Consider the following 13,081-nt stretch of genomic DNA (forward strand, 5'->3'; position numbering starts at 1 on the left):
CTCTGCGTCGTGTACTCTGTCCCGCTCCGCACGTCGCCCGCCGACCCGGGCCTCGTCGACGTCCAGGACCTCGACGCCCGCGGCGAGCCTCTCGGCCCGCCGCGCACCCACGCGCCCTGGCCGGGGCTGCTCGCGCGCGAGCCGAACGGTCGGAGCGGCGAGCCTTCCCCGCCCCCGGTGACCCGCTGGGTCTGGGACGACACCAACCTCTGGTACCCGGCAGCCCTCGCAGCGGGCCGACGGATCGAGCGCGCGCATGACCTGCGGCTGTCCCGCGCGATCCTGCGCCGCTCGACGCTCACGGTCGGCACGCCGCTCGCACGGGCGCCGCGCGACGCGTGGGACCAGATGCACCCCGTGCCCACCGCCCCCGTCCCGGGGCTCGACCGCCCCGACGCGCTCTTCGACCTCGGCGACCGGCGCGCCGTCTCCCCACCCGACCCGGTCGGGGAGCTGCACAGACAGCTCGAGGCCGTCGCGACGTCGTCGGGCGCGGGGCGGCTGCGGCTGCTGCTCGCCGCGGAGTCCGCGGGCGCCCTGGTCGCCGCCGAGATGAGCCATGCCGGGCTGCCGTGGCGTGAGGACCTCCACGACGCGATGCTCACGGGAGTCCTGGGGACACGTCCGCCGCTGGGCCTGCGCCCGGCCCGCCTCGAGGCGCTCGCCGAGCAGGTCCGGACCGCGCTCGACGCGCCGGCCCTCAACCCCGACTCGGGACCCGAGCTCCTCAAGGCCCTCGAGTACGCCGGGGTGGGCGTGAAGTCGACCCGCAAGTGGGACCTCGAACGGGTGGACCACCCGGTCGTGGCCCCGTTGCTCGAGTACAAGAAGCTCAGCCGCCTGCTCACGGCCAACGGCTGGAACTGGCTCGACACCTGGGTGCGCGGCGGGAGGTTCCGGCCCGAGTACGTCGTCGGGGGAGTCGTCACGGGGCGCTGGGCCGCGAACGGCGGGGGAGCGCTCCAGCTCCCGCACCAGGTCAGGTCGGCCGTGGTCGCGGACCCGGGCTGGAAGCTCGTCGTGGCCGACGCGGCTCAGCTCGAGCCCCGCGTCCTCGCGGGGCTCTCGGGAGACCTCGTCATGGCAGAGGCCGGGCGCGGCGGCGACATGTACCAGGGCATCGTCGACGCGGGCGCGGTGGAGACGCGCGCGCAGGCCAAGATCGGGATGCTCGGCGCCATGTACGGAGGCACCACGGGGGAGAGCGGACTCATGCTGCCGCGCCTGGCCAAGGCGTTCCCCCGGGCCCTGGAGCTCGTCGAGCAGGCCGCGCGCGCGGGCGAGCGCGGCGAGATCGTGACCACGCGCCTGGGGCGGAGCTCGCCCCCGCCGGGGTCGGGCTGGGAGGAGACGCAGGGCAGCGCGTACGACGAGTCCGCGTCGAGCGACGCCCAGTCCCGCGCCCGCAGCCAGACCCGCGCCTGGGGCCGCTTCACCCGGAACTTCGTCGTGCAGGGAACCGCAGCGGAGTGGGCGCTGTGCTGGATGGCCTCGCTGCGGGGACGGCTCGCCGCGATGCCGCAGGCCCGGACCCCGGGCCGGGCCCCGGCTCCCTTCACCGAGCAGCCGCACATGGTCTTCTTCCTGCACGACGAGATCATCGTGCATGCCCCTGCCGAGCTCGCCGAGCAGGTCGCGGACGAGATCCGGGCCGCGGGCACCGAGGCCGGGAAGCTGCTCTTCGGCGACTTCCCGGTCGACTTCCCGCTGACGGTCGCGATCGTCGACGACTACTCGCAGGCCAAGTAGGCGGCGGGCGCTCACGGACGTCCCAGGACCTGGCGGACGACCGGTCACAGGTCGGCGCGCGGTTCGCCGCGGTACGTCCCGATGGACCAGAGGTTGCCCTCGGGGTCGGCGAGGACCAGCTCACGGCTGCCGTAGTCGGTCTCACGGAGCGGGGCGAGGATCGTGGCCCCGGCGCGCGTCGCCCGGTCCTCGATCTCCTCGACCCCGACGCCGCTCCCGGAGTCCCCGGCGACCACGTACCCCCCGAACGTGCCGGGCTGACGGGACCACTCGCCGTCGGGCTTGTGAGACCCCAGCATGATCCCCCCGCCGGGTGGCCAGTCGAGCTGCGCGTGCGCGACCCGCCCGTCCTCGTCGGTCATGACGGTGTTGCGCCGGAAGCCCACGACGTCGACGAGGAAATCGATCAGCGCGGGCGCGTCGTGCGCCTGGAGCGTGGGCCAGACCTGTGCCTGAGGTGTTCTGTCGGTGTCCATGCCTTCATCCTGCGCGCGGGGCACCGCCCCCGGCTTGGATGTTTGCGCGTTCCTCGACCAACCATGCCGTGGGGCTCAGACCCGCGAACGCGTGGAAGTCCCGCACCAGGTGGGAGTGGTCGGCGTAGCCGGTGCGCACGGCGATCGCCGTGAGGTTCGGGCCCGACGGCGCCAGGGACCTCGCGCGGACGGCGTCCCGGGCAGCGTCGAAGCGGACCAGGCGGCAGGCGGCTCCCGGGCTCAGGCCGAGCTCTGCCGTGAACAGCGACGAGAGCTGGCGGGTGCTGAGCCACACGTGCGCGGCGACCTCGGGCACCCGGACCCGCCCGCCCCGACGCACCATGAGCTGCCAGGCTTCGGCGATCTCGGCCCGCACCGGGCCGAGCGCAGGACGCCGGGAGGCCGCCGCGCGCCGCAGGGCATCCTCCACGAGGGCCAGCCGCTCGGCCCACGAGCCGGCCTCGCCGAGCCGTTCCCGGAGCGCGCGCGAGGCGCGCCCGAGCACGTCGTCGGCGTCCGTGACGATGCCGAGCTCTCCGGCGGGCACCCCGAGCAGCGTACGGGCGGCGAGCGGGTCGAGCGCGAGCTGGACGCCGGCCTGGTGCGCAGGCTGATGTATGTAGGCGGGAGTGGTGTGCAGGCCGCCGACGAGCGACTCGAAGCGGTGCAGCGGTGCGTCCGCGCCGGGGCCGGTCGCCGTCGGGACCGGACCGTCGAGGCTGATGACGAGCGTCAGCCAGGGGGAGGGCAGTCCGCGGTGGACCGACGGGGCGTCGTCGGCGATCTCGTAGCCCAGCATCGAACCGACCGCGGACGCCAGGGGACCGGTCGGCGAGGAGCGCACGTAGTGCTGGCTCATCCCTCCACCGTAGGACGTCCCGGAAGGCGGCGCTGCGGTCCGTGCCCCGGCCGGTGGCTGACCGTCCCGGGGGAGGTGACATGGCGATGGGCGCCGGCCGCAGGACTATCCCTGCGGCCGGCGCCCGTCGTGACGGATCGCGCTACCGCCCGCCCTTGAGCGGGATCTTGACGAGCGTCCCGCCCGGGACCGGCTCGGGGGTCGGCGTGGGCGTGGGGCGGTGCCTCGCGGAGTCGGTCGGCGAGAGCATGCTCGCCCCGCCCGGTTCGCCGGGCTCCTCGGGTCCGGTCGGCAGGCCGGCGAGCACGTCCGAGGTCACGTACAGCGCGGACGAGGTCCACTCGAGCGCGCCGGGCATGACGACCTCGGCGAACGGAACGGGGGTCGTGGTGCCCTTGCGGATCACCGAGATGCGGCTCGCGAAGAGCTCGGCCACGTACACGTCGCCGCGCGGCGAGACCGCGAGGTTGGTCGCCGTGAGCAGACCACCGGCGTAGAAGGAGACCTTCCCGCGCTGGCTCACGGTGTAGACCGCTCCACGGGCTCCGAGCGAGGGGTCCTCGGGCCCGCCGGGCAGGAGCGAGACGAACAGGCGTCCGTCGGGGCCGCGCTCGACGTCGGTCGGGACCGGCTCGTTGTAGTACGTGTGGCCGATCGTGCACTCGGGCATCCCGGTCGCCGCGGCGACCTCTGCGGTCACCGCGAGCGGCTGGGCGGGCAGGACCGCGACGGTGCGGACCGTCCCGCGCCGGTCGACCGACCAGATGGCGTTCGCCCCGGCGTCGGCGACGTAGGTCGTGCCGTCGATCGTCGTGGAGGCGTACGGGTGCGAGTAGACCTCGCCGGGGTGGCTCGCGCCGCCGACCTCGGGCGGCACCTGGGCCGCGCAGTCGGGCGCGAGGTCGCGGAAGCCGTAGATCACGCCGCCGTCGGGGTTGGTGGCCTGCTCGTGCGCGCCGATGTCGGCGACCGTGCGGATCTTCCCACGCTTGTCGCGCTCCTGGAGGAGCACGCTCGACCCGTCGGGGGTGCCCTCGGTGAACAGGACGCGGCGCCCGTCGGTCGAGACAGCGCTGATCTCCGAGCCGGGGACGGCGGCCGCGTAGACGTTCTGCTGGCCACGGCGGTTCACCTCGGTGACGAAGCCGCCGAAGTTCTGCGAGGCGTACGACGAGCCGTCGTCGCCCACACCCAGCGAGAGCGGGCCGAGGAGCCCGGTCGCGAGGGTCTGCGGGCTGCCGGGGGTCGGCAGGCCGCCTCCGCCTCCGCCGTGGCCGTACCGGTCGTCGTGCGCCTGGGCGGGGGGCGCGCCCAGCGCGAGCGCCCCGACGAGGGCGAGCGCGACCCCGATCGTGCCGGTCCGCTGCGGTCCGCGCGTGGTGCGCGGCCGTCTGATGCTCTTGGTCTTCCTGATCATCGGTTCTCTCCTCGGGCGCGGGACGTCGACGTCGGGCGCCCGTGGTCTGGGCGGCGCTGCGGGCAGGACCGTCGTCGTGGACGGCTTGGTGAACCCGGCGCTCGCCGGTACGGGAGGTGCGGGTGACGTGCGGTGCGGTGCGCACCGTGGGCACGGGTCTGTCCGGTGCCGGTGGACGCCGGGGCGTCGTCGCGAGGTCCGGCTCCCCTGCCGGACACACCTAGGGAGCGCTCCCAGGAGGATTCGTGACAGCCGTCCGACGGCGTGCGGCCGATAGCCTGGTGCCCGTGACCGCACATCCCACGCTCGCCCACGTCGTCCGGACCCTCGAGGCGCTCTACCCGCCGTCGACCGCGGAGGGGTGGGACGCCGTCGGGCTCGTGACGGGCGACCCCGCCCAGCAGGTCCGCAAGATCCTCTTCGCGGTGGACCCCGTCGCGACGGTCGCCGACGAGGCGATCGAGTGGGGCGCGGACCTGATCGTGACCCATCACCCGCTCTTCCTGCGGCCCGTGCACTCGATCGCGGCGACCACGTTCAAGGGCTCGCTCGTGCACCGGCTGGTGCGGGCCGGGGTCGGGCTGTACGTCGCCCACACCAACGCCGACGCCGCGCCGCGCGGGGTCGCGGACGCGCTCGCGGACGCGATCGGTCTGGTGGACCGGTCGCCGCTCGTCCCGGCGCCCTCTGCGCCCGACGGCGGCGCGTACCCCGTCGAGACCGGCATCGGTCGCGTGGGACGCCTCGAGGAGCCGACGACGTTGCGCGCCTTCGCACAGCGCGTCGCCACCGCGCTGCCCGCGACCGAGCAGGGCGTGCGCGTCGCAGGCGACCTGGACGCGACCGTGAGCACCGTGGCTGTCGTCGGGGGCTCGGGCGACTCGCTGTTCGACGCCGTCCGCAGCGCGGGGGCCGACGTGTACGTCACCGCGGACCTGCGCCACCACCCGGCGTCCGAGCTGCGCGAGCGCGCCGAGTTCGAGGGCGGCGCGGCGGGCGGTCCGTTCCTGGTGGACGTCGCGCACTTCGCGAGCGAGTGGCCCTGGCTGCGCTACGCCGCCGCCGACCTGACGGAACGGCTTGCAGATGCGGGTACGGTGGAGACCCGCGTGAGCGTCCGACGGACCGACCCCTGGACCGCCCGGATCGGCTCCGCGCCCCGCGCCTGAGACGGCGCCCCACAACTGCATCGAAAGGAACGCACCCTGTGACCACTGCACCCCCCGAGGACCAGCGACGACTGCTGGAGGTCCAGGCGCTCGACACCCGCCTGCAGCAGCTCGCGCACAAGCGCACCTCGCTGCCCTCGATCGCCCGCATCGCGGAGCTCGACGCACAGATCTCCGACCTGAGCACCTCGCTCGTCGCCTCCCGCACGGCCGTGAGCGACCTCAAGCGCGAGCTCACCAAGGCAGAGGGTGACGTGGAGCAGGTCCGCACGCGTGCCGCCCGCGACCAGACCCGCCTCGACTCGGGCCAGGTCGGCGCCAAGGACGCCCAGGCGCTCGTGGGGGAGCTCGCCTCGCTCGCCCGCCGCCAGGAGGTCCTCGAGGAGGTTGAGCTCGGTGTCATGGAGCGCCTCGAGGCGCACGAGGACGCGCTCGCCAAGCTCGACGCCGCGAACGACGAGCTGCTCGCCGCGAAGGCCGCCGTCGTGGTCGAGCGCGACGCCGAGCTCGCGCAGATCGACGCCGAGGTCGCGACCGTGACCGCCGCGCGCGCCCAGGCCGTCGAGGGGCTCGACACCGGGCTCGTCACGCTCTACGACCGGCTCCGCGCACAGCTCGGTGGCCTGGGGGCTGCCGTGCTCAGCGGTCGCCGCTGCGAGGGGTGCCGCCTCGAGCTCAACCCGTCCGACGTCGAGATCATCAAGGCCAAGAGCCCCGACCAGGTCGCGCGCTGCGAGGAGTGCTCGCGCATCCTGGTGCGTCTCGACGCCTGAGGGGCTGCTGATACTGCTGGGACTGTCCGCTAGCTGGAGCTGACGGGACCTGCCGGTGCTGCTGGTTCTGCTCATGGGACCTGCCGGTGCTGCTGGTTCTGCTGACCGGACCTGCTGGCCGGTCTTGCGGTCGCAACGGTCGACACGACCCCGTCCCTCGTGGGGCGGGGTCGTGCTGTGTCCGGGGGGTTCCGGTGCCGAGCACGAGGTTGCGGTCGTTCTGACGGATTCCACGACCGCAACCTCGTGCTCGCATGCGCGCAACGTCGTGTTCGGTGGGTTGACGTCGCTCGTGGTGCCGAACATGCGGTTGGCGTCGTGATTCGGGCTGAGAGCGACGGCAACCGCATGCTCGTGGGACGTCAACCGCATGGTCGCGGTGGTGGGTGTCGTGCGGGATGCGCGGGCGGTGGCCTGGGGCAGTGGCGGCCGGCCCGCGGTGGCAGCCGGTCGTCGGGTCCGGTGCTGCCCGAGGTCGGTGGAGGCCGGTTGTCCACAGCCTGGGACGGGGGGTGGTGGTGCGGCGGTTTGACCCGTTAGGTTCCTGGGGAGGTAGGGGGCGGTGTGGCCCTGTGCCGGTACCTACCGAGGGGGCAGGGATGGGTTCGCAGGGGTTGCACAGGGCTGCCGCGCATGCGCGCAGAGGCGTGTCGGGCGCTGGGCGTCGACACGAGCGCGGCGACTGGGGCCGGTCGTGGTCGGTGGGCGCGATCGCGCTGGTGGTCGGGATCGGTGTGGTCCTGGGCGGCTGCTCGACGCCTGCGCCGGAGGTGGAGAAGACACCGTCGGTCGTGAGCGAGGCTCCGAGCCCCACGTCCACGCCCACGCCTGTTCCGACAGGTCCGGTCAAGCCCGAGCGACCGGCAGACATGGACCGGACCGACGAGGTGGGGGCGGCGGCTGCGGCGACCTACTTCCTGGAGCTCTACCCGTACGTGATGGCGACGGGGGACCTCGAGGAGTGGGAGCGGATCTCCCTCGTTGACCTTTGTGAGTTCTGTGTCAAGGTCTCTGCGGACGTGGCGTCCCAGCAAGCGGCCAGGACGACGTACAGCGGTGGGGATGTCGAAGTCGACGTGACGAAGACCTATCCCCTCGACACTCTGCTAGGAGCATTCCCAGTTGATGTCGTGCTCAGCCAAGATGCATCCGTCATTGCTGACGAAGGTGGAACTGTGGTCGAGAGCAGCGAATCAGCATCGGGTCCACTTCGTGTCGAGGTCATGAACGACGGTGTTGCATGGCTCTTGCTGGAGGTCTCGACCAACATGCCAACATCATGAAGACAGCGGCATTAGCATTGATGATCGGGGTAACTTCGCTCGCCTTTGGGACGGCACTACCGGCTGGCAAAGACATCTTCGGGAACGCCGAGGGTAATGCTGTCGATGTCGTCGCCACCGACGTCTCCGCAGACGGCTCCGCCCATCGTCCGAAGAACTCCGACGGAACCCCTGCGTCCTCCGAGTACCGGCGGATGCCCGCCGCTTTGTGCCACAGCGCGGACTTCACCACGACCAAGGGGCAGATCGGGTCCTGTGCCGACGGTGAGGTCGAGGGAGAGTTCCAGGTCTCGTGTCCCGAGGGTGAGATCGCCCTGGAACCCGTCTTCGTGCAGACCTGGACCAACAACCCGGACGGAACCATCAGTGGTCTGACCGGCTGGACCCTGCTCAACGACGGCGACTGCCTGACCGCGGTCGACCTCGCACCGTTGGCCGAGGTCGAGTTCCAACGCCTGACGATCGCCCCGTCGCCCGTCACGGTCCAGCCGCCGGACGGCTGGACGCTGGTCAACATCGAGACCATCACCTACACCACCCCAACCCCGCAGACCTTCGCCACGACCCTGCTCGGCATCCCGGTCACGATCCAGGCCACGCCCGCGACGTACACCTGGGACTACGACGACGGCACCACCCCGACCCAGACCACCGACCCCGGCGCCCCCTATCCCCACCAGAGCGTCTTCCACACCTACACGGACGAGGGCACCGCCACCATCACCCTCGGCACCACCTGGGAAGGACGCTTCCAGATCACCGGTACCTCGAGCTGGACCCCCATCACGGGTACCGCGCACACGACCGCCACCGCCCCACCCCTGACCATCTACGAGGCACGCTCGCGCCTGGTCACCGACCCCCTCGACTGACCTCGACGAGACACGCCCGCATCGCCCCTGTTCGACGCCACGACCAGCACCAGGAACACTGAGGTGGCCGGGCGGCGCACCTTGGCATGGGTACACGGTCGGGCTACGGCTCCGGGCGCGTGAAGCCCGGGCCATCGCCGACAGAGGCACCCGAGCACGCAGAGGCGGCCGAGCAAGCAGGCGCCGGATGGACGAGGCGAGACGGACGTGGAGGAACAGCATGGGTAGGTCGTTGATCGTCGAGGCGGACGGCGGGTCGCGCGGGAACCCCGGTCCGGCGGGCTATGGCGCGCTCGTCCGGGACGCCACGACGGGAACAGTGCTGGCCGAGCGAGCGCGCTACCTCGGCGTCGTCTCGAACAACGTCGCCGAGTACTCGGGACTCGTCGCGGGTCTCGAGGCAGCGCGGGGCATCGACCCCGATGCCCGCGTGCTCGTGCGGATGGACTCCAAGCTCGTCGTCGAGCAGATGTCGGGCCGCTGGAAGATCAAGCACGACGACATGCGACGCCTCGCTGCCGAGGCCGCGCTCGTCCTCCCGCCGTCCCAGGTCTCGTACGAGTGGGTGCCGCGCGCCGACAACTCCGCAGCCGACAAGCTTGCCAACGAGGCCATGGACACGGGCGGCCAGATCGCGCGCGACTACCCGGACCCCGCCGTCGGCGAAGCGCACGACGACCAGAGCAGGGGCGAGGACCAGGGACGACGCGCCGAAGAGACCTCGGGTGCGGTCGACAGCTCTGCCCGTCCGGCCACCGACGACGCCGCGGCGTTCGACACGCCGTCACGCCCTTCCGGGGCCCGCGCACGGTTCGACGGCGCCGAGCCGCTCACCGTCGTCCTGGTCCGCCACGGTCAGACCCCGCTCACGGTCGCCGGCGCCTACTCGGGCTCCTCGGTCCCGGGCCCGTCGCTGACCGCGCGGGGACGGGTGCAGGCCGCGCAGGCGGCCGACCTGGTCTACCGCATCGGTCGCGACCGCTGGACCGACCTGCCCCGACCGACAGCGATCGTCGCCTCGCCCATGGTGCGTGCGCAGGAGACCGCGCGGGCCGTCGGGCGCCGTCTCGGGTTGCACGTCGGGACCGACGACCGTTTCGCCGAGGTCCACTTCGGTGAGTGGGAGGGACTGACCGCCCCGCAGATCGCCGAGCGGTGGGACGGGCATCCGGAGAGGTGGCTCACGTCGGGCACCGAGGTCGCGCCGGGTGGGGAGTCCATGGCGGACGTCGGCGACCGGGTCTGGGCCGGGCTGCAGGACCTGCTGGCTCGCGGCACGGGCCGGACCGTGGTCGTGGTGGGGCATGCGGTGCAGGTGCGTGCCGCGGTCGGCCGCGCGATCGAGGCGCCGCCCTCGCGGTGGGCCGGCTTCCGGGTGCCGCCGGGATCGGTCAGCATCCTGCGGCTGTGGGCCGACGGCGCGACCGAGCTGACCGTGGTCGGGTGCCCGAGCGAGCCCTAGACCGTCCCGCAGCGCCCCGCCCCCGCACGGTGCCGAGCACGAGGTTGCGGTCGTTCTGAGGTCCTCAGCGTTCTCAACCTCGTGCTCGACCGCGCGGAACCTCGTTCTCGGCACCCGCACGCCTCGAACACCCGGACTCGGCAAACAGTCGGTGAGGGAAGCGGCGACCAGATGGTTCGTGTCCGCCGATCCACGTCGACCACACGTCGACCCCGCGTCGGCGACCGTTCGCGTGCCGCAGGGCAGCTCGCGCCGCAGAACGGCTCAGGAGACCACGAGCTCCAGCGTCGAGGCGCCGCGCGCCCCAGGAAGCATGGTCGCGTCGAGCAGCTCCGTCCCGACCAGCTCGTACGCGGCCTTGAGCAGCTCCTCGCCCGAGTGCACGGGCTCGGCACGGGTCAGCAGGTGCCCCGTGAGGACGCCGCGCGTGTGCTTGGCGTTGTGCGAGACGACGCTGCGCCGGCCGTCGAGCTCGCGCAGCACCCGGACGGCGACGTGCTCGGCGTCCGCGGGCACCTTCCACGCAGCCGCGTACGGCGCCGACCGGCAGTCGATCACGACGTCTCCCGCAGCCCGCGCGTCGAGCGCCCCGGCGAGGTGCGGGCGCCAGGTCGGAGCCAGCGCGCCGAGGGGCGGAAGCCTGGTCCCCATCGACAACCGGTAGGCGGGGATGCGGTCGGCGGGGGAGACCGCGCCCCACAGTGCCGAGACGATCCGTACCGACTCCTCGGCCCGGGCAGCCGCGGCAGGCGGCAGGTCGGCCAGCCCGGCCGCTGCGTACAGGACGCCGCTGTACACCTGTGCGGCCGGAGCCGCGGGCGCGGTGGGCAGCGACACGTTGCGCGCGACCTCGTCGGCCAGCCCGCTGCTCACGCCCAGCACGTCGAGCGCGTCGCGACGCCTGCTCGCGGCGACGAGCGCGCGGAGCACGGCCTTGCGGTGCCGGGTGAGCGACGGCGAGCTGAGGGCCGAGAGATCGACGGGAGCTCCGTCGTCGGGCACGGACTTTCCCTCGGAGGGCGGCAGGAGCAGAAGCACACCGCCACTCTAGGGCGGTCGCGGACGGCCACGGACCGCGGCGGGGCGTGGCGATGGTCACCCGTGGCGGACCGCTCGCCCCGGCACTAGGTTGTGCCGCATGGTTCAGGTCAAGGTCTACGGCACCCGCACGGTCTGGGAGATGAAGCGCGAGGACATCTCCGACGCGATCCACCGCGCGGTCGTCGGCGCCTGGGGGCTGCCCGAGGAGAAGCGCTTCCACCGCTTCCTCCTCATGGAGGACGGCGACCTGATCGCGCCGCAGCGCAGCGACGCCTACCTCGTCATCGAGGTCGTGTGCTTCACGGGCCGCTCGCGCGAGGCCAAGCGGGCGCTCATCGCCGCGATGTTCGACGACGTCGCGCCCTTCCTGGGGCTGGCGGCGGACGACCTCGAGGTCGTCATCCTCGAGAGCCCGCCCGAGAGCTGGGGGATCCGCGGCAGGAGCGGCGACGAGCTCGCGCTGGGCTACCGCGTGGACGTGTAGGCTGCGGGAGCGGATGAGTCGGTCAGACGGCCGCGTCGGTGCCCTCGTGGCACCGCCGAGGAACGTCCGGGCTCCACAGGGCAAGGTGGTGGGTAACGCCCACCCGGGGTGACCCGCGGGACAGTGCCACAGAGAACAGACCGCCTCCCACGGCCTCGGCCGTGGGCGGTAAGGGTGAAACGGTGGTGTAAGAGACCACCAGCGGGCCAGGTGACTGGTCCGGCTAGGTAAACCCCACCTGGAGCAAGGTCAGACAGGAAGCGTTCGAGGGCTGCTCGCCCGAGCTTCCGGGTAGACCGCTGGAGGCGTGCGGCAACGTACGTCGTAGATGGATGGCCGTCACCCGTGCGGGGGCAACCGCGCGCGGGGACAGAACCCGGCGTACCGACCGACTCATCCGCCCTCACCCGTCCCGGCGACCCCGCCTCCTCTGTCGCCCGTACCTCGCCCTGCGTACGCTGGCTGGATGAGGATCGTCGAGTGCTTGGCCCCGGTGCTGGGGCAGTGGCAGGGCGTCCACCGTCAACGGCTCCTGCCCACGGACGAGTTCGTGGCGTCGGACGCCACGGCGTCGGTGACGGTCACGGCCCGCGAGTTCGTCTCGCTCGCCTACACGTGGTCCGACGGCGACGCGCCCCAGGAGGGACTTCTCCTCCTGAGCGGCGGCTCGGGTCAGGAGGGGGTCTCCGCTGTCTGGGTCGACTCGTGGCACTCGTCGCCCGCCTGGATGTTGTTCGCCGGGTCGGTCGGTGAGGACAGCGTCGTCCGGCTGACCGGGAGCTATGCCGCACCGGAAGGGCCGGACTGGGGCTGGTGGCAGATCTTCGTCGCTCCGGTCGAGGGCGGTGGCGGGCGCATGACCATGCTCAACCTGGTACCCGGCGAGGCGCCCTACGAGGCGGTCGAGGCGGTCTACGACCACCGCGTCTGAGCCGTCACCGGTCACCCGTCACCCGTCGGCTGACCCCGCTCGCCGCATGAGCTCGAGCGGCAGCGCTACCCAGAGCAGCGCGAACAGCACGAGCGCTCCCACGGCCGCGATCACCGCGGCGGCGGGCCCCACGACCACGTCGAAGATGAGAAGCACGGTCCCGGCCACGACGAGCGCGAGCACCACGAGCCCGACGCGCGCCAGGCGGTCGGCCGACGTCACGAGCCGGGCCTTGAGGTGCTTGCGGAACAGCAGGCGGTGCAACGACACGGGCGCGACGAGCAGTCCGGTCGCGAGCACCGAGAGCACCACGAGACACAGGTAGATGGTGCGCTGGGTGTCGTCGAGCTCGCCGAACCGCTGCTGGAACGGCAGGGTCAGCAGGAAGCCCGTGAGGATCTGCACGCCCATCTGCGTGACGCGCAGCTCCTGCAGGAGCTCGGCCCAGTTGCGGTCGGCGCGCTCCTCGGCCGACTCGTGGCGCGAGTCGGCAGCGCCAGCCACGTCGTCCCCCGACGACTGCGAGTGCCGGGGCCCCGAGCCGCCGGCCCCCGAGCCGCCGGCC

At 72.7% G+C, this 13,081-nt stretch carries 13 protein-coding genes and 1 other RNA gene; 9 read left to right on the forward strand and 5 right to left on the reverse strand.

Annotated elements, in window-relative coordinates:
* Window positions 1-9 precede the first annotated feature (9 nt).
* Window positions 10-1,749 carry a bifunctional 3'-5' exonuclease/DNA polymerase gene (locus tag ASE27_RS13295; RefSeq protein WP_235535437.1) on the forward strand — a complete coding sequence of 580 codons (1,740 nt, stop codon included), beginning with the start codon at window positions 10-12 and terminating at the stop codon, window positions 1,747-1,749.
* Between the two features lie 44 nt (window positions 1,750-1,793).
* Here the strand turns inward: ASE27_RS13295 and ASE27_RS13300 are convergent, their stop codons facing one another.
* The 3 genes from ASE27_RS13300 to ASE27_RS13310 all read right to left on the reverse strand — a co-directional run bounded on the left by ASE27_RS13300 (window position 1,794) and on the right by ASE27_RS13310 (window position 4,501).
* Entirely contained in the window at window positions 1,794-2,225 is a 432-nt protein-coding gene (locus ASE27_RS13300; protein ID WP_056651068.1) for a VOC family protein, read from the reverse strand.
* Window positions 2,226-2,229: 4 nt separating this feature from the next.
* Window positions 2,230-3,084 carry a helix-turn-helix domain-containing protein gene (locus ASE27_RS13305; RefSeq protein ID WP_068708740.1) on the reverse strand — a complete coding sequence of 285 codons (855 nt, stop codon included), beginning with the start codon at window positions 3,082-3,084 and terminating at the stop codon, window positions 2,230-2,232.
* 142 nt (window positions 3,085-3,226) lie between these two features.
* The gene (locus tag ASE27_RS13310) at window positions 3,227-4,501 is read right to left on the reverse strand and encodes a ScyD/ScyE family protein (RefSeq protein WP_056651071.1); all 1,275 of its coding nucleotides are present in this window, start codon (window positions 4,499-4,501) and stop codon (window positions 3,227-3,229) included.
* A 287-nt stretch (window positions 4,502-4,788) separates the two neighbouring features.
* Between ASE27_RS13310 and ASE27_RS13315 the strand changes: the two genes are divergently transcribed.
* The 5 genes from ASE27_RS13315 to ASE27_RS13335 all read left to right on the forward strand — a co-directional run bounded on the left by ASE27_RS13315 (window position 4,789) and on the right by ASE27_RS13335 (window position 10,060).
* On the forward strand, window positions 4,789-5,670 hold the full coding sequence (locus tag ASE27_RS13315; protein ID WP_056651471.1) for a Nif3-like dinuclear metal center hexameric protein: 882 nt from the start codon (window positions 4,789-4,791) through the stop codon (window positions 5,668-5,670).
* Window positions 5,671-5,708: 38 nt separating this feature from the next.
* Entirely contained in the window at window positions 5,709-6,443 is a 735-nt protein-coding gene (locus tag ASE27_RS13320; RefSeq protein WP_056651074.1) for a zinc ribbon domain-containing protein, read from the forward strand.
* Between the two features lie 701 nt (window positions 6,444-7,144).
* Window positions 7,145-7,726 (forward strand): DUF6318 family protein, encoded by a 582-nt coding sequence (locus tag ASE27_RS13325; protein ID WP_056651075.1) that lies wholly within the window; start codon window positions 7,145-7,147, stop codon window positions 7,724-7,726.
* Window positions 7,727-7,920: 194 nt separating this feature from the next.
* Window positions 7,921-8,598 carry a hypothetical protein gene (locus ASE27_RS13330; protein ID WP_157257614.1) on the forward strand — a complete coding sequence of 226 codons (678 nt, stop codon included), beginning with the start codon at window positions 7,921-7,923 and terminating at the stop codon, window positions 8,596-8,598.
* 220 nt (window positions 8,599-8,818) lie between these two features.
* Window positions 8,819-10,060, forward strand: a complete 1,242-nt coding sequence (locus tag ASE27_RS13335) for a bifunctional RNase H/acid phosphatase (protein WP_056651081.1) — start codon at window positions 8,819-8,821, stop codon at window positions 10,058-10,060.
* Between the two features lie 264 nt (window positions 10,061-10,324).
* Here ASE27_RS13335 and ASE27_RS13340 read toward each other — a convergent pair whose 3' ends face one another.
* Complete coding sequence (locus ASE27_RS13340) at window positions 10,325-11,098, reverse strand: YaaA family protein (protein ID WP_056651083.1); 774 nt, start codon at window positions 11,096-11,098, stop codon at window positions 10,325-10,327.
* A 100-nt stretch (window positions 11,099-11,198) separates the two neighbouring features.
* On the opposite strand from ASE27_RS13340, the gene ASE27_RS13345 reads away from it, so the two are divergent.
* The 3 genes from ASE27_RS13345 to ASE27_RS13350 all read left to right on the forward strand — a co-directional run bounded on the left by ASE27_RS13345 (window position 11,199) and on the right by ASE27_RS13350 (window position 12,516).
* Window positions 11,199-11,585 carry a tautomerase family protein gene (locus ASE27_RS13345; RefSeq protein WP_056651087.1) on the forward strand — a complete coding sequence of 129 codons (387 nt, stop codon included), beginning with the start codon at window positions 11,199-11,201 and terminating at the stop codon, window positions 11,583-11,585.
* Window positions 11,586-11,599: 14 nt separating this feature from the next.
* An RNA gene (rnpB, locus tag ASE27_RS13740) (RNase P RNA component class A) lies at window positions 11,600-11,985 on the forward strand.
* A gap of 66 nt (window positions 11,986-12,051) precedes the next feature.
* Complete coding sequence (locus ASE27_RS13350; protein ID WP_056651091.1) at window positions 12,052-12,516, forward strand: DUF1579 family protein; 465 nt, start codon at window positions 12,052-12,054, stop codon at window positions 12,514-12,516.
* An 18-nt stretch (window positions 12,517-12,534) separates the two neighbouring features.
* On the opposite strand, the gene ASE27_RS13355 is transcribed toward ASE27_RS13350, so the two are convergent.
* A complete protein-coding gene (locus ASE27_RS13355) occupies window positions 12,535-13,020 on the reverse strand; it encodes a DUF6328 family protein (protein WP_056651473.1) in 486 nt (161 codons plus the stop codon).
* Between the last annotated feature and the right edge of the window lie 61 nt (window positions 13,021-13,081).

Source organism: Oerskovia sp. Root918 (assembly GCF_001428945.1).
Taxonomy (GTDB): Bacteria; Actinomycetota; Actinomycetes; order Actinomycetales; family Cellulomonadaceae; genus Oerskovia; species Oerskovia enterophila.

Bases quoted from the DNA above. Each gene is read 5' to 3' on its own strand.
- ASE27_RS13300 (WP_056651068.1), bottom strand. From the start codon at position 2,225: ATGGACACCGACAGAACACCTCAGGCACAGGTCTGGCCCACGCTCCAG.
- ASE27_RS13305 (WP_068708740.1), bottom strand. From the start codon at position 3,084: ATGAGCCAGCACTACGTGCGCTCCTCGCCGACCGGTCCCCTGGCGTCC.
- ASE27_RS13310 (WP_056651071.1), bottom strand. From the start codon at position 4,501: ATGATCAGGAAGACCAAGAGCATCAGACGGCCGCGCACCACGCGCGGA.
- ASE27_RS13330 (WP_157257614.1), top strand. From the start codon at position 7,921: ATGCCCGCCGCTTTGTGCCACAGCGCGGACTTCACCACGACCAAGGGG.
- ASE27_RS13335 (WP_056651081.1), top strand. From the start codon at position 8,819: ATGGGTAGGTCGTTGATCGTCGAGGCGGACGGCGGGTCGCGCGGGAAC.
- ASE27_RS13345 (WP_056651087.1), top strand. From the start codon at position 11,199: ATGGTTCAGGTCAAGGTCTACGGCACCCGCACGGTCTGGGAGATGAAG.
- ASE27_RS13350 (WP_056651091.1), top strand. From the start codon at position 12,052: ATGAGGATCGTCGAGTGCTTGGCCCCGGTGCTGGGGCAGTGGCAGGGC.